This is a genomic window from Alsobacter sp. SYSU BS001988 (genome assembly GCF_054796215.1).
Window position 1 is genome coordinate 121,641 of sequence record NZ_JBTAMK010000003.1, and the last position, 25,268, is coordinate 146,908.

The following is a 25,268-nucleotide window of genomic DNA, read 5'->3' on the forward strand; positions in this document are numbered from 1 at the left end:
CTCGACCCAATCCAATGTACCCCTTGCAACCAACCTGCGGTCAGCGCCATTTGTGCCTGAGACTGCGCGGACGAGCCCGCCGCGCCCGGTGAGGGAAAACCGTCATGCGTTGGGACGATCTGCGCACGTCAGAGAACGTCGAGGACCGCCGTGGAGACGGCGGCGGTTTCGGCGGCGGCGGAACCGGCTTCGGGCTCGGCGGCGGCCGGCTCGGCATCGGCGCGGTGATCGTGCTCAGCCTGGCCGGCTGGGCGCTCGGCATCGATCCGCGCATCCTCATCGGCGGCGCCGAGATGGTGTCGAACCGCGCTCCCACCCAGCAGTCCCGGCCGGCCCCGACCAGCTCGCCCGCGGACGACGCCGGCCGCTTCGTGGCCAAGATCCTCGGCGAGACGGAGGATGTGTGGTCGCAGGTCCTGCCGCAGCAGGCCAATCGTGAGTACGCCAAGCCGAGGCTGGTGCTGTTCTCCGGCGCGACCCAGTCCGCCTGCGGCTCGGCCCAGTCCGCCATGGGGCCGTTCTACTGCCCGGTTGATCAGAAGGTGTATCTCGACACGTCCTTCTTCCAGGACATGCAGCGCCGCTTCGGCGGCGGCGGCGACTTCGCCTACGCCTATGTGATCGCGCATGAGGTCGGCCACCATGTCGAGAACCTGCTCGGCATCCTGCCCAAGGTCCAGCAGGCGCAGCGCCGCGCCGCGGACCGGGGCGAGGCCAACAATCTCTCCGTCCGCGTGGAGCTGATGGCCGACTGCCTCGCCGGGGTCTGGGCCAACAAGATGAACCAGCGCCGCAGCAATATCGACGAGAACGACGTGCGCCAGGCCGTGGCGGCCGCGACCGCCATCGGCGACGACCGCCTGCAGCGCCAGAGCCAGGGCTATGCGGTGCCCGACAGCTTCACCCACGGCTCGTCGGAGCAGCGGGTGCGCTGGCTGATGACCGGGCTCAAGAACGGCGACGTGAGGACCTGCAACACCTTCCAGACGCAACGGCTCTGAGGGCTAGCGCCGGCCCCGGCGGTCGATCATCGGGCTGGCGAGCCGCACCACCCGCGGCAGATTGCGCGCGGCGAGCCGTTCGGTCGCCACGATCAGGGCGGCGGCCGGATGGGGCCGGCCGAGCAGGCTGGCGCCGCCATTGGCCAGCATGGCCCTGAGGCGACCGCGTCCCCCACGCGGCGTGAGCGTGAACGCGGCGCCACGCGCCCCGTCGGGCGAGCCGGCCAGGAAGTCGGCGGCCTCGTCCATCCAGCCGCCCGCCGGGACGAGACCAGGCTCGATGACCAGCGACCACGCGCAGCGGGCCGAGGCGGCGCCGGCGGCCAGCATCTCCGGCCTGCCGCCCTCCGCCCGGACGAGCGCGCAGCCGGCCGCGTCCGCCACGACGGCCACGAAGCCCGTCGTCTCGGGGGCGATCAGAATCACGTCGCGCACCACGCCCTCCGCCGCCGCCGGGACCAGCGCGGCGATCGTGTCGAGCAAGGCGGGCTCGTCGTCGAGCGCCGGGATCATCACCGTCAGCATGCGCGGGCCTTAGCACGGTCGACCGGGTTGAGGAACGCGGGGAAGGGCCACCCTGGGTGGAAAGGGCCACCGTGGGTGGAGCGGAGGAGAACAGGGCAGGAACATCTTGCCAAAGGCCTCGTTCCGGTGTCTGTTCTCCCTCTGTTCACAAATTGGAATCAGCCGATGCTGAAGCTCCGGCCTGAACCCCGGCCCCTCAACTATCAAATCGGCGACGGCGTCAACGAGGCCGACCTGGTCGACGCCGGGCGCCGTCGCGGGCGGGGCGCGGTCTCCAACAAGTCGGGGCGCTTCGAGCCTATCGCGCGCGTGGTCGAGGACGACGGCTGGGGCTCGTCGGAAGACCTGCCGGCCTTCGTCACGCAGGTGATCGCCGAGAAGGCCAAGACCGTCATCACCCGCAACGAATCGCCCGACATCTCCTTCGATCGCTCGATCAACCCCTACCGGGGCTGCGAGCATGGCTGCGTGTACTGCTTCGCCCGGCCCACGCACGCCTATATGGGGCTGTCGCCCGGCCTCGATTTCGAATCCAAGCTGTTCGTCAAGCAGGGAGCCGCCGAACTCCTGGAGCGGGAGCTGTCGGCGCAGGGCTATTCTCCGCGCACGATCGCGATCGGCACCAACACCGATCCCTACCAGCCCATCGAGCGCGAGCATCGCGTAATGCGCTCGATCCTGGAGGTGCTCTCCCGCGCCAACCATCCGGTCGGCATCGTCACCAAGTCGGCCCTGGTCACCCGCGACATCGACATCCTCGGGCCCATGGCCGAGAAGGGCCTCGCCAAGGTGGCGCTCTCGATCACCACGCTCGACCCCAAGCTCGCCCGCACGATGGAGCCGCGCGCCGCGACCCCGGCGAAGCGCCTGGACGCCATCCGCCAGCTCTCGCAGGCGGGCGTGCCGGCTTCCGTGATGGTGGCGCCGATCATCCCGGCCGTGAACGATCCGGAGATCGAGGCCATCCTGGCGGCCGCGGCGGCGGCCGGCGCCCGCGAGGCCGGCTACGTGCTGCTTCGCCTGCCGCACGAGGTGCGCGACCTTTTCCGCGAATGGCTCCTGGAGCATCATCCCGGCAAGCTTCGGCACGTGCTGTCGCTGATCCGGTCCACCCGCGGCGGAAAGGACTATGACGCCAAGTGGGGGGAGCGGATGACCGGAGACGGGCCCTATGCGTGGATGATCGGCCGCCGCTTCGAGATCGCCGCCGAAAAGCTCGAACTGAACAAGCGCCGCCTGAAGCTGCGGACCGACCTGTTCACGCCGCCCAAGCGCGCCGGCGAGCAGCTCACTTTGTTCTGAGGGACGCCGAGGGGGATCCAGAATGGCCGTCGCGCCCCGCATCAGCCTGATCACGCTCGCCGTGGCGGACGTCGCCGCGGCGACCCGCTTCTACCAGGCGCTGGGATGGCCGCTGTCTTCGGCGAGCCAGCCCGAGGCGTCCTTCTTCGACCTGGGCGGAATCGTGCTGTCGCTCTATGGCCGCGGCGACCTCGCCCGCGACCTCGGCCAGGGGGCCGCTTCCGGCCCGGGCGCGGCCATGACGCTCGCCCAGAACCAGCCGAGCCGGGCGGAGGTGGACCGCGTGCTGGCCGAAGCCGCGGCTGCGGGCGGCGCGGTCCTGAAGCCGCCGCACGAGACCCACTGGGGCGGCTATGTGGGCTATGTGGCGGATCCGGACGGTCATGTCTGGGAGATCGCCCACAACCCGTTCTGGCCGTTGGACGCCGAAGGCCGGATCGTCCTCCCGCCTCCTGGGCCCGGAGGCGGCTGACGTCCCGCAGCGCGCGGTAGCGGACGGTTCGGCGGGGCGGCGCGCGACGCGGACAGGGGACAGCGGGGATGACCGCGACCCGGCGCTTGCCCCCGGCCGCGAAGGGGCGAGGATGGCGGGATGCCGCGAATCGCCCGCACCGACGCCGCCATTCCCGCCCGGGGCCAGCCCGACCAGGGCCAGCCCGACGAAGGCAAGACCGGCGGCGTCGCGCGTCCCGCCCCCAAGCCGGCTGCGGCGCCCGCATGGCCCGACTACCGGCGGGAGCGCTCCCTCATGCGCAAGGGCTTCAGGCCCGTCGCCGGCGTCGACGAGGCCGGCCGGGGGCCGCTCGCCGGACCCGTGGTGGCCTGCGCGGTCGTGCTCGACCCGAAGCGCATCCCGAACGGCCTCGCCGATTCCAAGCTTCTGACGGCCGCCCGGCGTGACGAGCTCTATGAGGAGATCCTGGCCACCGCGGATGTCGCGGTGGCGTCGATGTCGGCCGCCCGCATCGACGCGACCGACATCCGCAAGGCCTCCCTCGAGGCGATGCGGCGCGCTCTCGGCGGCCTCGTCAAGCCGCCGGGCTATATCCTGGTGGACGGGCGCGACCTGCCGGCCTGGGACGGCCCCGGCGAAGCCGTCGTCAAGGGCGATAGGCTGGTCTGCTCCATCGCGGCCGCGTCCATCGTCGCCAAGGTCACGCGCGACCGGTTGATGATGCGCCTCGGCCGGCACTACCCCGCCTATGGCTTCGAGCGCCATGCGGGCTATGCGACCGCCGCCCACCGGTCGGCGTTGGCGGAGAACGGGCCATGCCCCTTCCACCGCTTCACGTTCTCGCCGCTCGGCGGCGCGATCGTTAATGAAGAATAAAGCATAGTATAGGCAAAAACTGCCTAGCATTGTTCTCATTCGAGACGAATTATTTTCGTCTTGGAAACTTGCCCTTTACCTTGGCGCCTGCACTCTGCCCCTCGTTCAGTTGCGTAAATGGTGTTGCGCCATGGGTACCCCGCGTACCGAGGCAGTCGACGTCGGATCCCGGAATAAGGTCTCGCGTACCGGGCGTCCGCCGTCGTCACCTCGGATGGAGCATTGCGCTCTCCCCCTCGACACCGTGCTGGTCGGCGACTGCGTCGCCGAGCTCGCGAAGCTGCCGGACGCGAGCGTCGACCTCGTCTTCGCGGACCCGCCCTACAATCTTCAGCTCGAAGGCGCGCTCACCCGTCCGGACCAGTCGCTGGTGGACGCGGTCGACGACGACTGGGACAAGTTCGCCAGCTTCGAGGCCTATGACCATTTCACCCGCGCCTGGCTGCTGTCGTGCCGGCGGGTGATGAAGCCCACCGCCACGCTGTGGGTGATCGGCTCCTACCACAACATCTTCCGGGTCGGCGCGATCCTGCAGGATCTGGGCTTCTGGATCCTCAACGACGTGGTCTGGCGCAAGGCCAACCCGATGCCGAATTTCCGCGGCCGCCGCTTCACCAACGCCCATGAGACGATGATCTGGGCCACGAAGAGCGCGGACGCCAAGGCCTACACCTTCCACTACGACGCCTTGAAGGCCGGCAACGAGGACCTGCAGGTCCGCTCGGACTGGTATCTACCTCTCTGCACGGGCGGCGAGCGGCTGAAGGATGCGCAGGGGCGCAAGCTCCACCCCACCCAGAAGCCCGAGGCGCTGCTCGCCCGGGTGATGATGTCGTCGTCCAATCCCGGCGACGTGGTGCTGGACCCCTTCTTCGGCAGTGGCACCACCGGGGCGGTGGCGCGGCGCCTGGGGCGCAGCTTCATCGGCGTGGAGCGCGAGCGCGGCTACGCGGATGCGGCGATGGCCCGCATCGCCAAAGTCGAGCCGCTGCCCGCCGACGCCCTCGCGCTGCCGCCCGAAAAGCGCAGCGAGCCGCGCATCCCGTTCCTGTCCGTCGTGGAGGCGGGGCTGCTGGCGCCCGGAGCGGTGCTCACCGACGAGCGGCGGCGCTACCAGGCGGTCGTGCGCGCCGACGGCTCGCTGGCCCTGGGCGACCTGGTCGGATCCATCCACAAGATCGGCGCCCTGGCCCAGGGGCTTCCCGCCTGCAATGGCTGGACCTTCTGGCACACCGGCGGCGGCGGCGCGCTGAGGCCCATCGACGACCTGCGCAAGTCCATCCGCACCGCGATGGCGGCGGCCTGACGGACCGTCTCGGCTCAGGCGCGCTCCAGGCCGTGCGCCACCACCTTGCGCATCACGGTGGGAAGCGCCTCGCCGGCCAGCCCGGCGACCGGGACCCAGCGGCAGCCCTCCGGCGCGGCCGTCCCCGCCGGCACGTCCGCCCGGTACACGGTGAGATGCAGCGGGAAATGGGTGAACACGTGCTCCACCACGCCGGGGAGGCGGCGCCAATCGGCGCGCATCGGAGCTGACGCGCCGGGCGCCTCCTCGGCGAAGTCCGCCGCCCAGGCGCTGGTGGGCGCCTCCGTCATGCCGCCGAGCAGCCCCTTCGGCGGGCGGGTGCGCACCAGGATGAGGCCGTCCTGCGTCACCGCCACATAGGCGGCGCCGCGCCTCAGCGCGCCGGTCGCCTTCTTGTCCTTGAAGGGGTAGATCTCCGGCGCGCCCTCGGCCCGCGCCTGGCAGGGCGTCCGCCATGGGCAGAGCCCGCAGGCCGGGCTTTTCGGGGTGCAGATGGTCGCCCCGAGATCCATCATGGCCTGGGCGAAGTCGCCCGGGCGCGCATCGGGGGTGAGCCCGTCGACCAGGTCGCGGATCAGCGGCTTGGCGCCGGGCAGCGGCCGCCGCACCGTGTAAAGGCGCGTGGCGACGCGCTCCACGTTCCCGTCCACCACGATGGCGCGCCGGTCGAACGCGATGGACGCGATCGCCGCCGCCGTATAGGCGCCGACGCCGGGCAGGCTGCGCAGTTCGTCCTCGCTCGCCGGAAAACGCCCGCCGAACCGGTCGACCACGGCCTTGGCGCAGGCATGCAGGTTGCGTGCGCGCGAATAGTAGCCGAGCCCGGCCCAGGCCTTCATGACGTCCTCGGCGGGCGCCGCGGCCAGGGCCTCCACGGTGGGGAAAAGGGTCAAGAAGCGCTCGAAATAGGGCTTCACGGCCCGCACCGTGGTCTGCTGGAGCATGATCTCCGACAGCCAGACCCGGTAGGGGTCCGGCGCCTGTCCGGGCAGGGACCGCCAGGGCAGGGCCCGGCGGTGCCGGTCGTACCAGGCCAGCAGCGCGGCCGGATCCGGCCGTCCCGCCGCAGATGCGGCGACAGGGTTTGCGGGGGAGGATCGAGGGGGTACCATGCGGGCCTGTGTAGCCGCGCTCCCGCCGGCCGTGAAGTGAGCGGATCGTCGCCTGTGAAGAAGAAGCCAGCGCTCCGCACCCTCGCCGACCTCGTGGACGACTGCATCGCCCCGGCGCTGGCCGCGCAGGGGTTCGCGGCGTCGGACGTCGTCGTCGCCTGGCCGGAGATCGTCGGCGAACGGCTGGCCCCCTATTGCGAGCCGGTGAAGATCCAGTGGCCGCGCAGGCCCAAGGGCATGGGCCCGGACGAGCCGTCCGACCCGGCCATCCTGGTGGTGCGTGTGGAGGGCGCCTTCGCGCTGGAGCTGCAGCACCTCGCGCCGGTGATCGTCGAGCGCGTCAACACGCGCTATGGCTGGCGCTGCGTCGGGCGGCTCAGCTTCCGGCAGGGGCCGGTCGGACGAGACCGCCCGGCCAAGGCCGCAGTGCGGCTGCCGGACGCCCCCACCATCGAGGAGGCGCGCCGCCGGGTCGGCGAAATGGCCGACGAAGGCCTGCGCGAGGCGCTCGTGCGTCTCGGGGCCGGCGTCATGGCCCGCCGCGACGGGTGAGGCGCGCCGGCGCCGGCGCAGGCGCGCTTTCGTGAATGGCGCGTGCGACTGTCGCCTTGCCACATCCGCGCCGGCCCTTCACAGTCGCCGGATTCAAGACAAGCGGCCTTTCTCGGCCGGCATCCTGCATTGAGGAGAGCTTTGTGATCACGACCCGCCGCAACGTCGTTCAAGGGATCGCCGCGCTCGGTCTCGCGGCCGCATCGCCGGCCTTTCCGGACGCGGCCTTCGCGCAGTCGCCGACCGCAGCCGATCTCGGCGTCGCGGGCCCGTTGGGCGACGTCTGGCTCGGCAGCGCGGACGCCAAGTGCACCATCATCGAATATGCGTCGATGACGTGCTCGCACTGCGCCCATTTCCACGCCACCACCTGGCCGGCGCTGAAGTCCAAATACATCGATACCGGCAAGGTGCGCTTCTCGCTGCGGGAGTTCCCGCTCGACCCGCTCGCCACCGCCGGCTTCATGCTCGCCCGGTGCGACGGCGCCGACAAATACTATGCGGTCACCGATCTGCTGTTCTCCAAGCAGCGGGACTGGGCCTTCACCGACAAGCCGGTCGACGCGCTCTCCAAGCTGATGAAGCAGGCCGGTTTTACACAGGAAAAGTTCGAGTCCTGCTTGAAGAACCAGCAGATCTATGACGCCGTGAACTGGGTCAAGGATCGGGGGGCCGAGAAGCTGGGCGTCAACTCCACCCCCACATTCTTCATCAACGGGCAGGTTCAGCGCGGGGCCATCACGATTGAGGAGCTCGACAAGATCCTCGCTCCGCTCGTCGGAGGCTGAGGGCCAGGCCGGCGCCGCCGCGGCGGACCGGCCGGCGTCGCGGGCCTGCGCCGCCGCGCCGCCCCGACGTGATCTCCCCGGTTCGATCGCGGCGGGCGCGGCATGAAGCTGACCCGCCTGCGCCTCGTCGGCTTCAAGACCTTCGTCGAGCCGACCGACTTCCTGATCGAGCCGGGCCTCACCGGCGTGGTGGGGCCGAACGGCTGCGGCAAGTCCAACCTCGTCGAAGCGCTGCGCTGGGTGATGGGCGAGAGCTCCTTCAAGAGCCTGCGCGCCTCCGGCATGGACGACGTCATCTTTTCCGGCTCGGGCAGCCGCCCCAGCCGGAACACCGCCGAAGTCGCGCTGCTGGTCGACAACTCCGACCGCGGCGCCCCGGCCGCCTTCAACGACGCCGAAAGCCTGGACGTCTCCCGTCGGATCGAGCGCGAGTCGGGCTCCACCTATCGGATCAACGGCCGCGAGGTGCGCGCCCGCGACGTGCAGCTCCTGTTCGCCGACGCCGCCACCGGCGCGCGTTCGCCCGCCATGGTGCGGCAGGGCCAGATCGGCGAGATCATCGCCGCCAAGCCCCAGGCGCGCCGGCGCATTCTGGAGGACGCCGCCGGCATCGCGGGCCTCCACTCCCGCCGGCACGAAGCGGAGATGCGGCTGAAGGCCGCCGAGGACAATCTCCTGCGCGTCGAGGACGTGCTGCAGCAGATCGACGGACAGGTGGAGAGCCTGAAGCGGCAGGCCCGCCAAGCCTCCCGCTACCGCTCGCTCGCCTCGGACATCCGCCGGGCGGAGGCGCTGCTCCTTTATATCGGCTGGCGCGAGGCGCGCGACGGCGTCGCGGAGGCCGAGCGCAAGGTCGAGGCCGATCTTCGGCTCGTGGCGGAGCGCACCGCGGCGCAGGGCAAGGCCGCGCGCGACCAGGCCGTGGCCGCCCACGCCATCCCGGGGCTGCGCGACGCCGAAATCGCGGCGGGCGCGGCCCTGCAACGCCTGACGCTGGCCCGCGACGCGCTGGACGCCGAGGAGAAGCGCGCGGGCGAGCGCGCCGGCGAGCTGGAGCGCCGCGCCTTCGAACTCACCCGCGACGCGGCCCGCGAACGCGCCCTCGTGGACGACGCCGCCGCCGCGCTGGAGCGTCTCGCCGCCGAGGAGGAGGGGCTCGGCGACGACGCCGAAGGCGCGGCCGAGGCGCAGGCGGAAGCGCGCGAGCGCCTGGCCGAGCTGGAGGACGTTCTCTTCGACTCGGAGGCCGCGCTCGGCGCCGCCCAGTCGGCCTTGGCCGACCGGAACGCCAGGCGCTCGGCCGCCGAACGCGCGCTCAAGGAGGCCGACGAGCGGATCGTCCGGCTGACCCGCGAGGCTGAACGCGTGGGCCGCGACCTCGCCGTGCTCGACGCCAGCCTGGGCGGAGACGTCGACCTCGCCGCGCTCGAGGCCGAGATGGAGCAGGTCGCTGAGTCCTACGCCGAAGCCGAGGACCGGGCGCAAGCGGCCCGGGCCCAGCATGCGGCGGCCCGCGAGGCGGCCGACCGGCTGCGGGCCCCCGCCCAGGAGGCGGACCGCCGGGCGCAGCGGCTGGAGACCGAAGTCCGCACCCTGGAGAAGATGCTGGCCTCGGGCGGCGGCGAACGATGGCCGCGCGCCATCGACAGGCTCAGCGCCGAGCGCGGCTACGAGGCGGCGCTGGGGGCGGCCCTGGGCGACGACCTGGACGCCTCGATCGACCCCGCCGCGCCGGCCCACTGGGCCGAGACCGGGGCCGGGGAGGGCGACCCCGCGCTGCCCGCCGGCGCCCGCGCTCTCTCCGAGGTCGTCGCGGCTCCGGCCGCGCTGGCCCGGCGCCTGCGGCAGGTCGGCGTGGTGGACCGGGCGCACGGCGCCGCCCTGCGCGCAACCCTCAAGCCGGGACAGCGTCTCGTGTCGCGCGAAGGCGATCTCTGGCGCTGGGACGGCCTCACCGCCGCCGCCGAGGCGCCGACGCCGGCCGCCCGCCGGCTGGCCGAGCGCAACCGGCTCGGCGAACTCAAGGGCGAGGCGCAGGCGGCTCGCGAGGCCGCCGAGCGCCTGCGCCACGAAGGCGAGATCGCCGACGCGGCCGTGCGGGCGGCCGCCCAGGACGAGACCATGGGCTTCGAGACCACGCAGATGATGCGCCGCGGTCTCGATGCGGTGCGCGAGAGGCTGGCCGCCGCGCAACGGCGGCGCGGCGACGCGGCGGCCAAGCGGTCCGCCATGGCGGAGGCGCACAGCCGCCTCAGCGCCGAAGCCGAAGACGCGCAGGCGCGCCGCGAGGGCCTCGCGGCGCAGCTCGCCGACCTCCCGGGCGCGGCCGAACTCGAGGCCGGGCTCGAAACGGCCCGCCAGCGCGCCGCGCAGGATCGCCAGGCCGTCAACGAGGCCAGGATCCTGGTCCAGAGCGTCCAGCGCGAGGTCGAGATGCGGGCGCGCCGGCGCCAAGCGATCGCTGCCGAGAGAGGAGCCTGGACCGAGCGCCGCCAGCGCGCGCTCGGCCAGATCGACGAGATCGAGCGCCGCCAGGCGGAGGTCGAGGAGGAGCGCGAGGCGTTGCGCGAAGCGCCCGAGCAGTTCCTCGAGCAGCGCCGGCTCATCCTCACCGGGATCTCCGAGGCCGAAGCCGCCCGCAGCCTGGCGCGCGACCGGCTGGCGGAGGCGGCCGAGATCCACACCGCCGCGGACCGCCTCGCCCACGAGGCGCTCGCGGCGCTGGCCGCCGCCCGCGAGGAAAAGGTCCGCTCCGAGGCGCGCCTGGAAGCCGCCCGCGACCGCTTCTCCGAGATCGTCAGGGCCGTCGCCGAGCGGCTGGACGCGCTCCCGGACCAGCTTCCCGAGCTCAGCGGCGTCGCGCCCGGCGCCGACCTGCCCGACGCCGCCCTGGTGGAGCGCCGGCTGGAGACGATGCGGGGCGACCGTGAGCGGCTGGGCGCCGTCAATCTCCGGGCCGAGGAAGAGCTGACGGCCGTCGAGACCCAGCGCGACGCCCTCACGGGCGAGCGGGACGATCTGACCGAAGCCATCAAGCGCCTGCGCACGGCCATCCAGAGCCTGAACAGGGAAGGGCGCGAGCGCCTCCTCGCCGCCTTCGCGGTCGTGCAGGGCCATTTCGAGCGGCTGTTCACCAGCCTGTTCGGCGGAGGCACGGCCCAGCTCGAACTCATCGAATCGTACGACCCGCTCGAGGCGGGCCTGGAGATCGTCGCCCGGCCGCCCGGCAAGAAGCCGCAGACGATGACGCTCCTCTCCGGCGGAGAGCAGGCGCTGACCGCGATCGCGCTCATCTTCGCGGTGTTCCTCACCAATCCGTCGCCGATCTGCGTGCTCGACGAGGTGGACGCGCCGCTGGACGATTCGAACGTCGAGCGCTACTGCGACCTCCTGCGCGACATGGCGCGGGAGACTGAGACGCGGTTCCTCGTCATCACCCACAATCCCATCACCATGGCCCGCATGGATCGCCTGTTCGGCGTCACCATGGCCGAGCGCGGCGTGAGCCAGCTCGTTTCGGTGGATCTCGGCCTGGCCGAGAAACTCGCCGAGGCGGTGTAGGACGGCGACAATCCGAGGCCGCAGCAGGGCTGCGCAACCCTGGACCGGCGGGGCGGCGCGCAACCTGCCCGCAACCTGTGACGGCCATTGATCCGTCCATTCGTCGAAGACGGCATTTTTGACACAAAATCAGAGACTTAACGGCTGGCGCCCCATTCTTGACACCCGCCGGACCGGAAACTATGGTGCGCGCGACTTTCAGGGGGGCGCCAGGGCGGCGCTCCGAACCCGGGAGCGCGGCTTCGCCCATGAGTGACGGAACGCCGAACGGGAACGGAGACAAGGCTCGCGCCTCGCAGGACGTCGAACTCTCAGCCAGGCTCGATCGTCTGGGCAAGCGGCTTGACCAAGTCCGGGAGACCGGGCAGGAGCAGCAGCGTTCCCGCGAGACGAGCGGAGGGGATCCCTCCGCGATGGGCAAGGCCTTCCGTTTGTCGACGGAATTCGTGGCCGGCATCATCGCGGGATGCGGTCTCGGCTGGGCGATCGACGCCATGGTGGGCTCCAAGCCGTGGGGTCTGATCGTGGGCCTGATGCTCGGCTTCGGCGCGGGCGTCTGGAATGTGATGCGGGCGTCCGGCTTCACCCGGCCGCCGAAACCCTGAGGCCCCGGAGGCGTCGCCGCCTGCGGGTCTTTCGAATGCAAGGCTGCTTCGGCAGCGATCAGCGTGGACCACTCCCGGTCGGCGCGGAAGCGAGAGAGGGCCAGACCGGCCATGGCCGATCCGATCCACCAGTTCCAGCTGAAGTCCTACACGACCCTTGGCCATATCGGTCACCAGGAGATCGTGTTCACCAATTCAGCCCTTTTCATGCTGATCGCGGTGGGCGTCATCACCCTGTTCATGCTGTGGGGAACGAGCGGCCGCACGCTGGTGCCGGGCCGCATCCAGTCGATGGTGGAGCTCTCCTACGAGTTCGTAGCCAACACCGTCCGAAGTTCCGCCGGCAATGAGGGGATGCGCTTCTTCCCCTTCGTGTTCTCGCTCTTCATGTTCGTGCTGATCCTGAATCTGGCGGGCCTGATCCCCTACAGCTTCACGGTGACCAGCCACATCATCATCACGGCCGCCCTGGCGCTGCTGGTGATCGGCGTGGTCATCGTCTACGGCGTGATGAAGCACGGCACGCATTTCTTCGGCCTGTTCGTCCCGGGCGGCGTGCCGCCGGTGATGCTGGCCATCCTGGTGCCGATCGAGATCATCTCCTTCATCTCGCGGCCGATCAGCCTTTCCGTGCGTCTCTTCGCCAACATGCTGGCCGGCCACATCGCGCTGAAGATTTTCGCGGGCTTCATCGGCTCGCTGCTCGCCGCCGGCGCCTGGGGGATCATCTCCCCGCTGCCGCTGGCGCTCACCGTGGCGCTCACGGCGCTTGAAGTTCTTGTTGCGGTTCTCCAGGCCTACGTGTTCGCCACGTTGACCTCGATCTACCTCAACGACGCCCTCCACCCCGGCCACTGATCTCCCGGCCGGGACAAACCCTCCCTACCGATCCGACCTCAAGGAGTTTTCCATGGATCCCGTCGCTGCGAAGTACATTGGCGCTGGTCTGGCCTGCCTCGGCATGGCGGGCGCCGGCATTGGCCTCGGCAACCTGTTCGGCCAGTTCCTCTCCGGCGCCCTGCGCAACCCGTCGGCCGCCGACGGCCAGCGCGGCACGCTGCTCCTCGGCTTCGCGCTGACGGAAGCGCTGGGCATCTTCTCGCTGCTCATCGCCCTCCTGCTGCTCTTCGCCGTCTGATCCACGCTCAGGCGTCCGCCGGCTCGCTGCCGGCGGGCCGCGCGATCCCGGTCCGCAGCAGGCCCGCACGGGCTTGAACGGACCGGCGCAGCGGCGATGCTTCAGGTCGGTCGCCCGTCAGCAAGCCCGGAGCCGCTCGCGCCGCTCCGGGTCCCGACTGACAGGGCGCCTGCTTTTGAGAGGTTAGGTCATGGCGCAAACCACGAACGCGACGACGCAGGCCCATGGCGGCGCCCATGAGGGCGGCGGCTCGTTCCCGCCCTTCGACAGCAGCACGTTCGGCTCTCAGCTGATCTGGCTGGCGCTGGCGTTCGGCGCGCTCTACCTCCTGATGTCGAAGGTGGCGCTTCCGCGCGTCTCGCGCATCCTGGACGAGCGCCACGGCAAGATCACGGCCGATCTCGACGAGGCCGCAAGGCTGAAGTCGCAGACCGACGCCGCCATTTCGTCCTACGAGAAGGCGCTCGCCGACGCCCGGGCCAACGCCCAGGCGATCGCCGGCGAGACCCGCGACAAGCTGCAGGCGGAGACGGAGGCGCGGCGCAAGGCGCTCGAGGCCGATCTCCACGTGAAGCTGGACGCGGCCGAACGCCAAATCGTCGAGGGCAAGACCCGCGCCATGCAGAATGTCCGCGGCATCGCGGCCGACGCCACCGCCGCCATCGTCCAGCAGCTCGTCGGCCGCACGCCGTCGACGGACGAGGTCGACGCGGCGGTCGCCCGCACGCTCGGACAGTGAGGTAGGACGATGTCTTTCATCTATGACGCCGAATTCTGGGTCGCCGTCGCCTTCTTCATCTTCGTGGGCATCGTCTGGAAGGTGGGGGGCTTCAACGCCCTGGTGAGCGGCCTCGACAAGCGCGGGAACATGATCCGCGCCGAGCTCGAGGACGCCCGCATCCTCCGGGAGGAGGCGCAGCGCGTGCTGGCCGACTACCAGAAGAAGCGCCAGGAGGCCGAGGCCGAGGCGGCCGAGATCGTCCGCACCGCGCGCATCGAGGCCGAGCGCCTCGCGGCCGACGCCCAGACCAAGCTGGCCGACTTCGTCACCCGCCGCACCCGGATGGCCGAGCAGAAGATCGCCCAGGCCGAAGCCCAGGCCACCGCCGACGTGCGCGCCGCCGCCGCCGACGCCGCCGTCAAGGCTTCCGAGGAGATCCTCCGCAAGGACACGGTCGGCTCGGGGGACGCCCTCTTGGCCAAGGGCCTCGCCGAAGTCCGCGCCAAGCTCAATTGAGCTTCGACGTCAAGAGTCGTTGAACGGCCGCCTCCGGGCGGCCGTTTTCGTTGCGGCGGCGTTTCTTCTCTCCGGCGCTGCCGGCCTCTCACCCGTCGAGCGCCGCGCGGATCATCTTGAAATCCCGCCAAGCGAGACGCTTCTGCAGCGGCTGCCTCAGCAGATAGGCGGGGTGAAGGGTCGCCAGGGCCTTCATGCGGCGCGAGCCGGCATCATAGTCCATCCAGCGCCCGCGCGTGCGCTGGATGCCGTCCGTCACGCCGAGCAGGGACTGCGCCGAGGGTCCGCCCAGGCAGACCAGGATCTCGGCCTTGCAGAGCTCGATCTGCCGCGCCACGAAAGGCAGGCACGTCGCCAGTTCCTGCGGCGTCGGGGTGCGGTTGCCCGGCGGGCGCCAGGGGATCACGTTGGCGACATAGACCTGCGTCCGGTCGAGGCCGATCGCCGCCAGCATGCGATCGAGCAGCTGCCCCGAACGCCCGACGAAGGGCAGCCCCGAACGGTCCTCCTCGGCCCCGGGCGCCTCGCCCACGAACATGACCCGGCCCTCCGGGTTGCCGTCCGCGAAGACCAGGCTGCGCGCCGTGAGCTTCAGGGCGCAGCCCTCGAAGCCGTCGAGCAGCGCGCGAAGCTCGTCGAGGTCTCTGGCCGACCGCGCCAGCATGCGGGCCTGCGCCTCGACGTCGTCGGCGCTGGCCGACGCCCCGGCGAAGGCTGCGGGCCGTTGCTCCGACGGCGGCGGCGGCGGCGCGCGCTGAACCGGGACCGCCTCGGCGAACCGGTCATGCGGCCCTTCGTCCAGCAGCGCGTCGACGCCCATCTCGGCGTACCACGCCAGCAGGTCGGCGGCTGCTCGCGCGGGATCGATCTCGGTCAGGGCCATGGCGGCACTGTAGCGGCCCCGAACGCCCGAAACCAGCGCTTCGGCCTATGGCGCGGGCGTTCGGGCTTTGTTACTGCAGGGGTGACGAGCCGGCGCGCCTGCGATGCGCATGGCTTTGCAATGGTTCACCTGTGAACTATATCAGGGAACGGGAGGCGGTCTGGAACGAGACGCGCAGTCCGGCGAAACGAGGGTGACGATGGATCTGGCCGAGGCGCAGAGCATGCCCCGCGAGGGCATGGATTACGACGTGGTGATCGTGGGCGCCGGACCTGCCGGTCTGGCCGCAGCCATTCGCCTGAAGCAGCTCGACCCGGACCTCGGCGTCGTGGTGGTGGAGAAGGGCTCGGAGGTCGGCGCGCATATCCTGTCGGGCGCGGTCGTCGACCCGATCGGCCTCGACAAACTCATCCCGGACTGGCGCGACGATCCCGACGCGCCGCTGAAGACCCCCGTCACGGACGACCGCTTCTATGTGCTCGGCCCCGCCGGCGGCGTGCGGCTTCCGAACGCGCTGATGCCCGGCCTGCTCTCCAATCACGGCAACTACATCGTTTCGCTGGGCAATGTGGCGCGTTGGCTGGCCGTCCGGGCCGAGGCCCTGGGGGTGGAGATCTATCCGGGATTTGCGGCCGCGGAGGTGCTGTTCGGCGACAAGGGCGAGGTCGTGGGCGTCGCCACCGGCGACATGGGCGTGTCCAAGACCGGCGAGGTGAAGGAGGGCTTCACCCGCGGCATGGAGCTGCGCGGCAAATACGTGCTCTTCGCCGAAGGCGCGCGCGGCAGCCTCACCAAGCAGCTGGTCAAGCGCTTCGGGCTGGACGCCGACCGCGAGCCGCAGAAATACGGCATCGGCCTGAAGGAGCTGTGGCAGGTCGATCCCGGCAAGCACAAGCCCGGCCTCGTCCAGCACAGCTTCGGCTGGCCGCTCGACACGCGCACGGGCGGCGGCTCGTTCCTCTACCACCTGGAGGACAACCTCGTCGCCGTCGGCTTCGTGGTGCACCTCAACTACGAGAACCCGACACTGTCGCCGTTCGACGAGTTCCAGCGCTTCAAGACGCACCCGCTGATCCGCGACGTGTTCATCGGCGGCAAGCGCATCAGCTACGGCGCGCGCGCCATCACGGAAGGCGGCTGGCAGTCCGTGCCCAAGCTCGCCTTCCCGGGCGGCGCGCTGGTCGGCTGCGCGGCCGGCTTCGTCAACGTGCCGCGCATCAAGGGCTCCCACAACGCCATCCTGTCGGGGATGCTGTGCGCCGAGCACGTCGTCGCCGCGCTGGCGGAGGGACGCGCGAACGACGAGCTCGCCGGATACGAGAACGCCTGGCGCGACAGCGAGATCGGCCGCGACCTGAAGCGCGTCCGCAACGTCAAGCCGCTCTGGTCCAAGCTGGGCTCCGTGCTCGGCATCGGGCTCGGCGCGCTGGACATGTGGACCAACCAGCTCTTCGGCTTCTCCTTCTTCGGGACGATGCGCCACGGCAAGCCGGATTCGGAGAGCCTAAAGCGGCTCGACGAGGTGAAGCCGATCGTCTACCCCAAGCCCGACGGGGTGGTCAGCTTCGACAAGCTGTCCTCGGTGTTCCTCTCCGCGACGAATCACGAGGAAGACCAGCCCTCGCACCTGCAGCTGACCGATCCGACGATTCCGGTCTCCCGCAACCTGCCGCTCTATGGCGAGCCGGCGCGCCTTTACTGCCCGGCGGGCGTCTACGAGGTCGTCTACGCCGATCCCGAGGCCCGCACCGACCCGCGCTTCGTGATCAACGCCCAAAATTGCGTGCACTGCAAAACCTGCGACATCAAGGACCCGTCCCAGAACATCACCTGGGTCACGCCCGAGGGCGGCGGCGGCCCCAATTACCCGAACATGTGATCGCGGCGGCGGTCGCGCCCCGGGGGCGCGGCGCGCCCTTCGCTTGCCGCCAACTCGCAAAAACGCCATGTTGCGGCCGGACAAAACAGCTTCGATTCATGCCGGCCCGGCGCGCTGGGTCGCGACCCTTGAAAGCGATGACAGCGTGACGCCTGCGACACCCCGCCTTGCCTTGACCCGCGTCCGGCCCCTGGTCGCCGCCCTCGCGCTGATGGCCGGCTGCGCCGCCGCGCAGGCCCGCAACGGGCAGAGCTATTCGGACGCGATCGACGCGGGCAACACCCTGGCGGGCAACTACCTTTCCGCGGTCGTCGCCGGCGCGTCCCGCGACACCAGCGCGGCCGCGTTCTTCTACCGCGAGGCCTTGCGCGACGATCCGCGCAGCGCCGACCTCACCGAGCGCGCCTTCGTGTCGCTGCTGGCCGAAGGGTCCTACCCGGAAGCCCTGAAGCTGGCCGAGCGCCTGGGCGGCGCGCGCGAAGCGCGCAACGGGCTGGCGCAGCTCGTCCTCGGCATCCGCGACTACAAGGCCAAGCAATACGGCAAGGCGCGCTCGCGCTTCTCCACCGGCGGGCGCAACCGCACGACCGATCTCACCGCGACGCTGCTGACGGCCTGGAGCTGGCTCGGCTCGAGCAACCTCAAGAAGGCGATCGAGACGGTCGACACCATCAAGGGCGAGGACTCGATCGCGGTCTTCCGCAACTACCATGCGGGGCTCATCGCCGATCTCGGCGGCGACAAGGCCGAGGCGGAGCGCCGCCTGAAGGCGGCCTACGACGCCGAGAACCGCACGCTGCGCATGGTCGACGTCTATGGCCGCTTCCTGTCGCGGGTCGGCAAGCAGAAGGAAGCGCTCGAGGTCTACCGCGCCTTCGACAAGCTGCTGCCGCGCCATCCGCTCGTGACCGCCGCGATCGCCTCGCTGGAGGCGGGAAAGACGCTCGACGCCGCCGTGCCCAGCGTCGCCAGCGGCGCCGCCGAAGTGCTCTACGGGCTCGGCGCCGCCGGCAACCGCACCGGCGACGAACTCGCCGCCATGATCTATCTGCGGCTCTCGCTCTGGCTGGACCAGGACAACGGGCTGGCGGTGATCACTCTCGCCGACATCTATGATCGGATGAAGCAGAGCGAGCGCGCCAACGACACCTACGACATGGTGTCGCAATCCTCGCCGCTGCGCCGCAGCGCGGATATCCAGATCTCGCTCAATCTCGAGCAGCTCGAGCGCAAGGACGAGGCCGTCCGACAGCTTCAGGCGGTGGTGGCCAAGAACCCGGCCGACGTGGAGGCCCTGACGGCGCTCGGCAACGTCTATCGCTCGCGCAAGGAGTTCGCCCAGGCGGCGGAGACCTACAGCAAGGCGATCGAGGCCGTCGGAAAGCCCGACCAGGGCCACTGGACCCTGTTCTATTTCCGCGGCATCGCGCTGGAGCGCACCAAGCAGTGGCCCAAGGCCGAGGCGGACCTGAAGAAGGCGCTGGAGCTCTATCCCGAGCAGCCGCTGGTGCTGAACTATCTGGGCTATTCGTGGGTCGACCAGAACATCAACCTCGACGAGGCCTTCAAGATGCTGAAGCGCGCCGTCGAGCAGCGGCCTACGGACGGATACATCGTCGACAGCCTCGGCTGGGCGCATTACCGCCTCGGCCAGTATGACGAGGCCGTGCGCTTTCTGGAGAAGGCGATCGACCTGAAGCCCTCCGACCCGGTGATCAACGACCATCTGGGCGACGCCTATTGGCGCGTCGGGCGCAAGCTGGAGGCGAGCTTCCAGTGGAACCACGCGCGCGACCTGAAGCCGGAGCCCGAGGACCTGCCGAAGATCCTCGAAAAGATCGACAAGGGCCTGCCTGACGCCAAGCCCGCCGCCGAAGCGGAGCAGAAGCCGGCGGCCGATCCCAAGCCCGAGCCGAAGACCAACGGCGGCTGACATGCGTGACGGCGCGGGGGCGCATGCTGGCGCGCCCTCCGGCGCACTGCTGACCGAGCGCGCGCCCGCCAAGGTCAACCTCGCCCTCCATGTGCTCGGCCGGCGGCCGGACGGCTATCACGCGCTGTCCAGCCTCGTGGCCTTCGCGGGCGTGGCGGATCGGCTCGCCTTGGCGCCCGGCCCGGAGCTTTCGCTCGAGGTTTCTGGCCCCACCGCGACGGCGGCCGGCCCCGACGCCGACAACCTCGTGCTGCGCGCCGCCCGCCACCTCGCTTCCCTGCATGCCGGACTGCGCGCCGGGGCCTTCGCGCTGGTCAAGCGCCTGCCCGTGGCGGCCGGACTGGGCGGCGGCTCCTCGGACGCCGCGGCGGCGCTGCGCCTGCTCGCGCGGGTCAACGGCCTCGCGGCGGATCATCCGGCCGTGCTGGAAGCCGCGCGCCTGACCGGCGCGGACGTGCCGGTGTGCCTGGCGCCGCGCCTGCGCATGATGGAGGGCGCGGGCGAGACGGTCGGCCCTGCGCTCGCGCTGCCGCCGCTCTTCGCCGTTCTGGCGAATCCTCGCGCGCCCGTGGAGACGCCCGGCGTGTTCGCCGCCCTCGGGCTCGACTGCGGCGCATCCTTCGCCCCTGCGGCGGGGACGCTCTCCGCCCCGGTCGCGCCGCCGGCCGCGACGGACCGCGGCGACTTCGTCAGAGCCCTGTCGGCGCTGCGCAACGACCTCGAGCCCCCCGCCGTGGCGGTCGCGCCCGTGATCGCGGACGTGCTGTCCGCCTTGCGGGAGACGCCCGCCTGCCTGCTGGCCCGCATGTCGGGCTCCGGCGCCACCTGCTTCGGCCTCTATCCGGACCGCCACGCCGCCGCCGCCGCCGCCCGCGCGCTGGCCCGCCGGCGGCCCCAATGGTGGATCGTGCCGACGATGCTGCGTTGACGGCCTCGCGGCCCGCGATGGACGGCTCAGTGCGAGCGGGCGATGCAGAAATCCACGGCTTCCAGCATGGAGCCCTTCATGGCGCTGTCGGGAAACAGCGCCAAGGCGTCCTTCGCCATGGCCCCATAATGGCGCGCGCGCTCGACGGTGTCCTCGATGGCCCGGTGGCGCCGCATGATGGCGATCGCCTGCTGCAGGTCGGCGTCCGACGCTTCCCCGCGCTCCAGCGTCTTCTTCCAGAAGGCGCGCTCCTCGTCCGTGCCCCGCCGGAAGGATAGGACCACCGGCAGGGTGATCTTCCCCTCGCGAAAGTCGTCGCCGACCTTCTTGCCCAGGTCCGCGCTGAGGCCGCCATAGTCCAGGGCGTCGTCGACGAGTTGGAAGGCGATGCCCAGATTGGCGCCGTAGCTGCGGCAGGCGGTCTGCTCGGCCTTGGCCCGGCCCGCGATGATGGGGCCGACCTCACAGGCGGCCGCGAACAGCGCGGCGGTCTTCCCGCGGATCACGGCCAGATACTCGTCCTCGGTCGTCTCGGTGTTCTTGGCCGCGGCGAGCTGCATGACCTCGCCTTCGGCGATGACGGCGGCGGCGGTGGACAGCACGTCGAGCGCCTGCAGGGAGCCGACCTCGACCATCATCTTGAAGGCCTGGCCGAGCAGGAAGTCGCCGACCAGAACGCTGGCCTCGTTGCCCCACAGCATGCGGGCGGCGAGCTTGCCCCGGCGCATCTCGCTGCCGTCGACGACGTCGTCATGCAGCAGCGTCGCCGTGTGCATGAACTCGACCGCGGCCGCGAGCTTCATGTCGCCGTCGCCCTCGTAGGAGCACAGCACGCTGGTGGCCAGCGTCAGCATGGGACGCAGGCGCTTGCCGCCGGAATTGATCAGGTGCTTGGCGATCTCGGGGATGAGCAGCACGTCGGAGCCGACGCGCGCCAGGATGAGCTGGTTGACGCGCTCCATGCCCTGGGCCGTGAGCTTCACAAGAGGCTCGATGCTCGGCGCGCCCGCACTGGAAACCGATGGCTGCTTGCCATCGAGGGACACCACGACACCCACGTGCTCAACCTTTCTATCCGACGCCAGGACGGGCCGGACGAGCGCGCCGATGGCGGCGCGACTGCGATCCCGCCGCCTCCGGTACCACGGGCGGGCGGGTCGCGCTATTGCGTCGCAAACTGCAACATGCCGCCACTTGCCGCAACTCGGCCCAATGCCGCACAAGGGGGGACGGCCGCAGCCCGCGGCGGCGCCGTCGCGATCGCGGCGGCGCGAAATGCGGCGGCCTGGCCGTCGGCCCTGGAGGAGACATGCGGGAGATCCTGCGCACCAACGATCTCGTTCTCATCTCGCTGATCGAGGCGCTGCTCCAGGCCGCCGAAGTGCCGTTCTTCCTGGCCGACGCGCATGTCAGCGCGATGGAGGGCGGCATCGGGGCGTTCCCCCGCCGGCTCCTGGTCCCGGAGGACGACGAGCGGCAGGCGCGCCGGATCCTGCGTGACGCGGGGCTCGGCGCCGAGCTCAATCCCGAGCAGGGCCATGCCGTCTGAGGCGCCGGCCCCCGGAGACGAGGTCTCGACGGATCTCCTGCTGGGAGGACGCCTGCGCCTGCTCCAGCCCGCCAGGGGCCACCGGGCCGGGACCGATGCGGCGTTGCTCGCGGCCGCGGCGCCGGCGGACTTCGCCGGAGAGGCCGTCGACATCGGCGCCTCCACCGGCGCGGTTGGCCTTTCGCTGGCGCTCCGCGCCCGGGCGGCCCGCGTCCGCCTCGTCGAACTAGATCCCCGTCTCGCCGCCCTGGCCGAGCGCAACGTCGCCCTGAACGGGCTGGAGGCGCGCGTCACGGTCACGCAGGGCGACATCCTGGCCGGCTTCGCCGCGCGCCGGGCGGCGGGGCTCGCGCAGGAGAGCGCCGACCTGGCGCTGACCAACCCGCCTTATCTCGACGCGTCGGCGCACCGCGCCTCGCCGGACGGCGCCAGATCCAACGCGCATGTGATGCCGGCGGAAGGGCTGGAGGCCTGGATCAAGGCCGCCGCCGGCCTGCTGCGGTCCCGCGGGGCGTTGGTGGTCGTGCACCGCGCCGACGCCTTGCCGGCGGTGCTGCGCGCCATGGGGCCGCGTTTCGGCGACGTGGCTGTGTTGCCGGTCCATCCCCGGGCAGGGGAGCCCGCCTCGAGGGTCCTGGTGCGCGGCGTCAAGGGCGGTCGTGGGCCCTTCCGGCTGTGCGCCGGGATCGTTCTTCACCAGGACGGCGGCGCCTTCACGCCCTTCGCCGAGGCGCTGCACCGCGGAGAGGCCGCGCTGGCCTGGTGACCACGAAAAAGCCGGCCTACGGGGCCGGCTCCCTTCGTCGGTTCAGAAGCGGACTCAGTCCGCGGCGGTCACCAGCGGCGGCAGACGCGGCGCGGGCCGTAATAGGTGTACTGCACGCGGCAGACGACGCGGGGCCGATAGATCGGACGGGCGTAGTAGCGGGGCCGGTAGTAGCGCGGGCGATAGGCGTAGGGGCGGCCGTAATAATGCCGGCGATAGTACTGCGTCGCTTCGGTCAGCGCAGGAGCCTGCCTGTCGATCTGGACGGCGGCGGCGGGGTTGACGGCGGCGGCGTTGGCCGCCTGCGGCACGGCCGTGAAGGCGACGAACAGGGCGAAAAGGCCGCCCAGGAATAATCCGATCCGCTTCATGTGGTTTCCTCCGAACTTTTGCTGCAACCCCTATATCACACGTTCAACTTGGGCGATTAAAGGGCCGATACTAAAAATTGCAGGTTCGGTTAAGGCCACGCCGTCCGGTCGCGCCGCCTAGAGGGCCGCGCCCTCTCGCCGGCGGGCGCAGCGGCGGCCCGCGGGCTCGCCATAGCCGGACGCCACCACCCGCACCGTCTCCATGCACAGACGGGCGCCCTGGTCCTCCAGGTCCCGCCTCGGGAGCGGGACGGGCGCGGGCAGGGGGGCCGGCGTCCGCGCCTGCGTCCTTGCAGGCTGCGGCGCGGTCTGGCGGGCCGAGGCGGCGTCGATCGCGCTCATGGCGAGCGGCGTGAGCAGGAGCGCGGCGCCCGCAAGGGCGGCGATAGTTCTCGTCATGGCGACCTCCCAGTCCCCTCGTCGTGGCGTCGCCACCGGGGAACTTGGCGCGCACCATGCCGGCCGGCGGACCCGGCCGGGGTGCGTCCGCGCACAAGCCGGGGGATGGCGGCCCCGGGGCGCCGCCTTGACCCGCCCCGGCCCCCCTCTTAGGGTCGCGCCGATTTCAATCGCACGCCGGAAACACGCCATGTCGGACGCTCTCGAGCCCACGCGCTCGTTCCAGGGCCTCATCCTCACGCTCCACCGCTTCTGGGCGGAGCAGGGCTGCGTCGTGCTGCAGCCCTATGACATGGAGGTCGGCGCCGGCACCTTCCATCCGGCGACCACGCTGCGCTCGCTCGGGCCGAAGCCCTGGAAGGCCGCCTATGTGCAGCCCTCCCGCCGCCCCAAGGACGGCCGCTATGGCGAGAACCCCAACCGCCTGCAGCACTACTACCAGTACCAGGTGATCCTGAAGCCCTCGCCGCCGGACCTCCAGGACCTCTATCTCCGCTCGCTGGCCGCCATCGGCATCGACACGCGCCTGCACGACGTGCGCTTCGTCGAGGACGATTGGGAAAGCCCGACGCTGGGCGCCTGGGGCCTCGGCTGGGAGTGCTGGTGCGACGGCATGGAGGTGAGCCAGTTCACCTATTTCCAGCAGGTCGCCGGCTTCGAGTGCTCGCCGGTCTCGGGCGAGCTCACCTACGGGCTGGAGCGCCTCGCCATGTATGTGCAGGGCGTCGAGAACGTCTACGACCTCAACTTCAACGGCCTGCAAGGCGACCAGAAGGTCACCTATGGGGACGTCTTCCTGCAGGCCGAGCAGGAATACTCCCGGCACAATTTCGAGCACGCGAACACGCAGATGCTGTTCCAGCATTTCCGCGACGCCGAGGCCGAGTGCCGCTCGCTGCTTGAGAAAGGCGACCGCGGCGAAGCCGCCGCCCACGCCATGGCGCTGCCGGCCTATGACCAGTGCATCAAGGCCAGCCACGTCTTCAACCTGCTGGACGCCCGCGGCGTGATCTCGGTCACCGAGCGCCAGAGCTACATCCTGCGCGTCCGCGAACTCGCCAAGGCCTGCGGGGCGGCCTTCCTGCGCACCGAGGCCGGCGGCTTCGTCGCGGCGTAGGGCGCGTCGCGGAACCCTCTCCCGCGCAGCGGGGGAGGGCAGGCAGGGGGCGGCCGAGCGCCGGCGGCCCGCATCCCAGCTCTTGCCCCTCTCGCCCTGAGAGCCTTATCAGCACCGCTTCCATACAATGCCCCTCATCCTGAGGAGCAGGCCCGCTTGGGACTGCGTCTCGAAAGACGAGGGGTCCAGAGCGCACCGCCGTGGAGCCAGCTGGAGTCCCTCGTCCTTCGAGACGCATCGCCAAGGGGCGATGCTCCTCAGGATGAGGGTATTCCGGGGGGGCGTCTCGGGAACAGGAGCGTTCAAGCAGCCCCCTCCCCACCGCCGCCATTCCGTGTACTCTCCCGCCCAAACGGGAGGACCCCCCAATGACCGCACCAGCGCCCCGCACGCTGCTCCAGATGGCCGGCGCCAATCTCGCCCCCGCGAAGCTGCACGAGGCCGTGCTCGTCCTGATCGACGTGCAGAACGAATATGTCGACGGCAAGCTGGCGCTGCCGGACGCCCGGCCCGCCCTGAAGGTGATCGCCGGCCTGCTGCATCGCGCCCGCGTGCAGGATGCGCCCATTTTCCACGTGGTCCACAAGGGAGGCGCAGGGACCGGCAAGGCCTTCGATCCCGAAACGCGCGGCTTCGAGGTCGCCGACGACGCCGCCCCGGTGGGGGCCGAGACGGTGGTGGAGAAGGGCCTGCCCAACGCCTTCGCCAACACGACGCTGCTCGACCTGGTGCGCGCGACCGGCCGCAAGGAGCTGATCCTGGCCGGCTTCATGACGCATATGTGCGTCTCCTCCACGGCGCGCGCGGCGCTTGACCTCGGCTTCCGCACCACGATCGCGGCCGACGCCTGCGCGACGCGCGACCTGCCCGATGCGCTCGGCGGCGAACCCCTGTCCGCCGCCGCCATCCACCGCGCCGCGCTGACGGAGCTTTCCGACCGCTTCGCGGTGATCTGCCGCGCGGCGGAGATCGAGGCGTAGGCAGAG

Annotated in this window: 26 protein-coding genes; 20 read left to right on the forward strand and 6 right to left on the reverse strand. The window is 70.9% G+C overall.

Annotated elements, in window-relative coordinates; all coding sequences use genetic code 11:
* The first annotated feature begins 104 nt into the window (after positions 1-104).
* Positions 105-1,001: a KPN_02809 family neutral zinc metallopeptidase gene (gene ypfJ, locus ACYVO7_RS07640; protein WP_460449242.1), complete on the forward strand. Its 897-nt coding sequence runs from the start codon at positions 105-107 to the stop codon at positions 999-1,001.
* Positions 1,002-1,004: 3 nt separating this feature from the next.
* Here the strand turns inward: ypfJ and ACYVO7_RS07645 are convergent, their stop codons facing one another.
* On the reverse strand, positions 1,005-1,526 hold the full coding sequence (locus ACYVO7_RS07645; RefSeq protein WP_460449243.1) for a glycosyltransferase: 522 nt from the start codon (positions 1,524-1,526) through the stop codon (positions 1,005-1,007).
* Between the two features lie 165 nt (positions 1,527-1,691).
* On the opposite strand from ACYVO7_RS07645, the gene ACYVO7_RS07650 reads away from it, so the two are divergent.
* From ACYVO7_RS07650 to ACYVO7_RS07665, 4 genes are all read left to right on the forward strand, one after another.
* Complete coding sequence (locus tag ACYVO7_RS07650; RefSeq protein ID WP_460449244.1) at positions 1,692-2,828, forward strand: PA0069 family radical SAM protein; 1,137 nt, start codon at positions 1,692-1,694, stop codon at positions 2,826-2,828.
* A 22-nt stretch (positions 2,829-2,850) separates the two neighbouring features.
* The gene (locus tag ACYVO7_RS07655) at positions 2,851-3,300 is read left to right on the forward strand and encodes a VOC family protein (protein WP_460449245.1); all 450 of its coding nucleotides are present in this window, start codon (positions 2,851-2,853) and stop codon (positions 3,298-3,300) included.
* 276 nt (positions 3,301-3,576) lie between these two features.
* Complete coding sequence (locus ACYVO7_RS07660) at positions 3,577-4,158, forward strand: ribonuclease HII (protein ID WP_460449574.1); 582 nt, start codon at positions 3,577-3,579, stop codon at positions 4,156-4,158.
* Positions 4,159-4,288: 130 nt separating this feature from the next.
* A complete protein-coding gene (locus ACYVO7_RS07665) occupies positions 4,289-5,464 on the forward strand; it encodes a DNA methyltransferase (protein WP_460449246.1) in 1,176 nt (391 codons plus the stop codon).
* Between the two features lie 14 nt (positions 5,465-5,478).
* Here the strand turns inward: ACYVO7_RS07665 and mutY are convergent, their stop codons facing one another.
* Entirely contained in the window at positions 5,479-6,576 is a 1,098-nt protein-coding gene (gene mutY / locus ACYVO7_RS07670) for an A/G-specific adenine glycosylase (protein ID WP_460449247.1), read from the reverse strand.
* A gap of 54 nt (positions 6,577-6,630) precedes the next feature.
* Between mutY and ACYVO7_RS07675 the strand changes: the two genes are divergently transcribed.
* From ACYVO7_RS07675 to ACYVO7_RS07710, 8 genes are all read left to right on the forward strand, one after another.
* Positions 6,631-7,128 carry a DUF721 domain-containing protein gene (locus tag ACYVO7_RS07675; protein WP_460449248.1) on the forward strand — a complete coding sequence of 166 codons (498 nt, stop codon included), beginning with the start codon at positions 6,631-6,633 and terminating at the stop codon, positions 7,126-7,128.
* 146 nt (positions 7,129-7,274) lie between these two features.
* The gene (locus ACYVO7_RS07680; RefSeq protein ID WP_460449575.1) at positions 7,275-7,916 is read left to right on the forward strand and encodes a DsbA family protein; all 642 of its coding nucleotides are present in this window, start codon (positions 7,275-7,277) and stop codon (positions 7,914-7,916) included.
* A gap of 102 nt (positions 7,917-8,018) precedes the next feature.
* Entirely contained in the window at positions 8,019-11,477 is a 3,459-nt protein-coding gene (gene smc / locus ACYVO7_RS07685) for a chromosome segregation protein SMC (RefSeq protein WP_460449249.1), read from the forward strand.
* 413 nt (positions 11,478-11,890) lie between these two features.
* Entirely contained in the window at positions 11,891-12,082 is a 192-nt protein-coding gene (locus ACYVO7_RS07690) for an AtpZ/AtpI family protein (protein ID WP_460449250.1), read from the forward strand.
* A gap of 111 nt (positions 12,083-12,193) precedes the next feature.
* Positions 12,194-12,940 carry a F0F1 ATP synthase subunit A gene (locus tag ACYVO7_RS07695; protein ID WP_460449251.1) on the forward strand — a complete coding sequence of 249 codons (747 nt, stop codon included), beginning with the start codon at positions 12,194-12,196 and terminating at the stop codon, positions 12,938-12,940.
* Between the two features lie 52 nt (positions 12,941-12,992).
* Positions 12,993-13,220, forward strand: coding sequence for a F0F1 ATP synthase subunit C (locus ACYVO7_RS07700; RefSeq protein ID WP_091831801.1), 228 nt, complete (start codon positions 12,993-12,995; stop codon positions 13,218-13,220).
* 190 nt (positions 13,221-13,410) lie between these two features.
* Positions 13,411-13,959, forward strand: a complete 549-nt coding sequence (locus tag ACYVO7_RS07705; protein ID WP_460449252.1) for a F0F1 ATP synthase subunit B — start codon at positions 13,411-13,413, stop codon at positions 13,957-13,959.
* A 9-nt stretch (positions 13,960-13,968) separates the two neighbouring features.
* Positions 13,969-14,457, forward strand: coding sequence for a F0F1 ATP synthase subunit B family protein (locus tag ACYVO7_RS07710; protein WP_460449253.1), 489 nt, complete (start codon positions 13,969-13,971; stop codon positions 14,455-14,457).
* A gap of 88 nt (positions 14,458-14,545) precedes the next feature.
* Here ACYVO7_RS07710 and ACYVO7_RS07715 read toward each other — a convergent pair whose 3' ends face one another.
* Complete coding sequence (locus tag ACYVO7_RS07715) at positions 14,546-15,340, reverse strand: uracil-DNA glycosylase (RefSeq protein WP_460449254.1); 795 nt, start codon at positions 15,338-15,340, stop codon at positions 14,546-14,548.
* 199 nt (positions 15,341-15,539) lie between these two features.
* Here ACYVO7_RS07715 and ACYVO7_RS07720 point away from each other — a divergent pair, with 199 nt between their 5' ends.
* The 3 genes from ACYVO7_RS07720 (at position 15,540) to ACYVO7_RS07730 (ending at position 20,080) form a co-directional block, all read left to right on the forward strand.
* Positions 15,540-17,219 carry an electron transfer flavoprotein-ubiquinone oxidoreductase gene (locus ACYVO7_RS07720; RefSeq protein WP_460449255.1) on the forward strand — a complete coding sequence of 560 codons (1,680 nt, stop codon included), beginning with the start codon at positions 15,540-15,542 and terminating at the stop codon, positions 17,217-17,219.
* A gap of 211 nt (positions 17,220-17,430) precedes the next feature.
* On the forward strand, positions 17,431-19,152 hold the full coding sequence (locus tag ACYVO7_RS07725; RefSeq protein WP_460449576.1) for a tetratricopeptide repeat protein: 1,722 nt from the start codon (positions 17,431-17,433) through the stop codon (positions 19,150-19,152).
* A gap of 1 nt (position 19,153) precedes the next feature.
* Entirely contained in the window at positions 19,154-20,080 is a 927-nt protein-coding gene (locus ACYVO7_RS07730) for a 4-(cytidine 5'-diphospho)-2-C-methyl-D-erythritol kinase (RefSeq protein ID WP_460449256.1), read from the forward strand.
* Positions 20,081-20,106: 26 nt separating this feature from the next.
* Here ACYVO7_RS07730 and ACYVO7_RS07735 read toward each other — a convergent pair whose 3' ends face one another.
* On the reverse strand, positions 20,107-21,138 hold the full coding sequence (locus ACYVO7_RS07735; RefSeq protein WP_460449257.1) for a polyprenyl synthetase family protein: 1,032 nt from the start codon (positions 21,136-21,138) through the stop codon (positions 20,107-20,109).
* A gap of 251 nt (positions 21,139-21,389) precedes the next feature.
* On the opposite strand from ACYVO7_RS07735, the gene ACYVO7_RS07740 reads away from it, so the two are divergent.
* Entirely contained in the window at positions 21,390-21,629 is a 240-nt protein-coding gene (locus tag ACYVO7_RS07740; protein ID WP_406856625.1) for a putative signal transducing protein, read from the forward strand.
* Positions 21,619-22,395, forward strand: coding sequence for a tRNA1(Val) (adenine(37)-N6)-methyltransferase (locus ACYVO7_RS07745; RefSeq protein ID WP_460449258.1), 777 nt, complete (start codon positions 21,619-21,621; stop codon positions 22,393-22,395). The genes ACYVO7_RS07740 and ACYVO7_RS07745 overlap by 11 nt, the downstream gene beginning before the upstream one ends.
* Before the next feature lie 68 nt (positions 22,396-22,463).
* Here ACYVO7_RS07745 and ACYVO7_RS07750 read toward each other — a convergent pair whose 3' ends face one another.
* Both ACYVO7_RS07750 and ACYVO7_RS07755 read right to left on the reverse strand, forming a co-directional pair.
* Positions 22,464-22,766, reverse strand: coding sequence for a hypothetical protein (locus tag ACYVO7_RS07750; RefSeq protein WP_406856627.1), 303 nt, complete (start codon positions 22,764-22,766; stop codon positions 22,464-22,466).
* A gap of 117 nt (positions 22,767-22,883) precedes the next feature.
* Positions 22,884-23,165 (reverse strand): hypothetical protein, encoded by a 282-nt coding sequence (locus tag ACYVO7_RS07755; RefSeq protein WP_460449259.1) that lies wholly within the window; start codon positions 23,163-23,165, stop codon positions 22,884-22,886.
* Between the two features lie 190 nt (positions 23,166-23,355).
* Here ACYVO7_RS07755 and ACYVO7_RS07760 point away from each other — a divergent pair, with 190 nt between their 5' ends.
* Both ACYVO7_RS07760 and ACYVO7_RS07765 read left to right on the forward strand, forming a co-directional pair.
* On the forward strand, positions 23,356-24,282 hold the full coding sequence (locus tag ACYVO7_RS07760) for a glycine--tRNA ligase subunit alpha (protein WP_460449260.1): 927 nt from the start codon (positions 23,356-23,358) through the stop codon (positions 24,280-24,282).
* 368 nt (positions 24,283-24,650) lie between these two features.
* Positions 24,651-25,262: a cysteine hydrolase family protein gene (locus ACYVO7_RS07765; RefSeq protein ID WP_460449261.1), complete on the forward strand. Its 612-nt coding sequence runs from the start codon at positions 24,651-24,653 to the stop codon at positions 25,260-25,262.
* Positions 25,263-25,268: the final 6 nt, after the last annotated feature.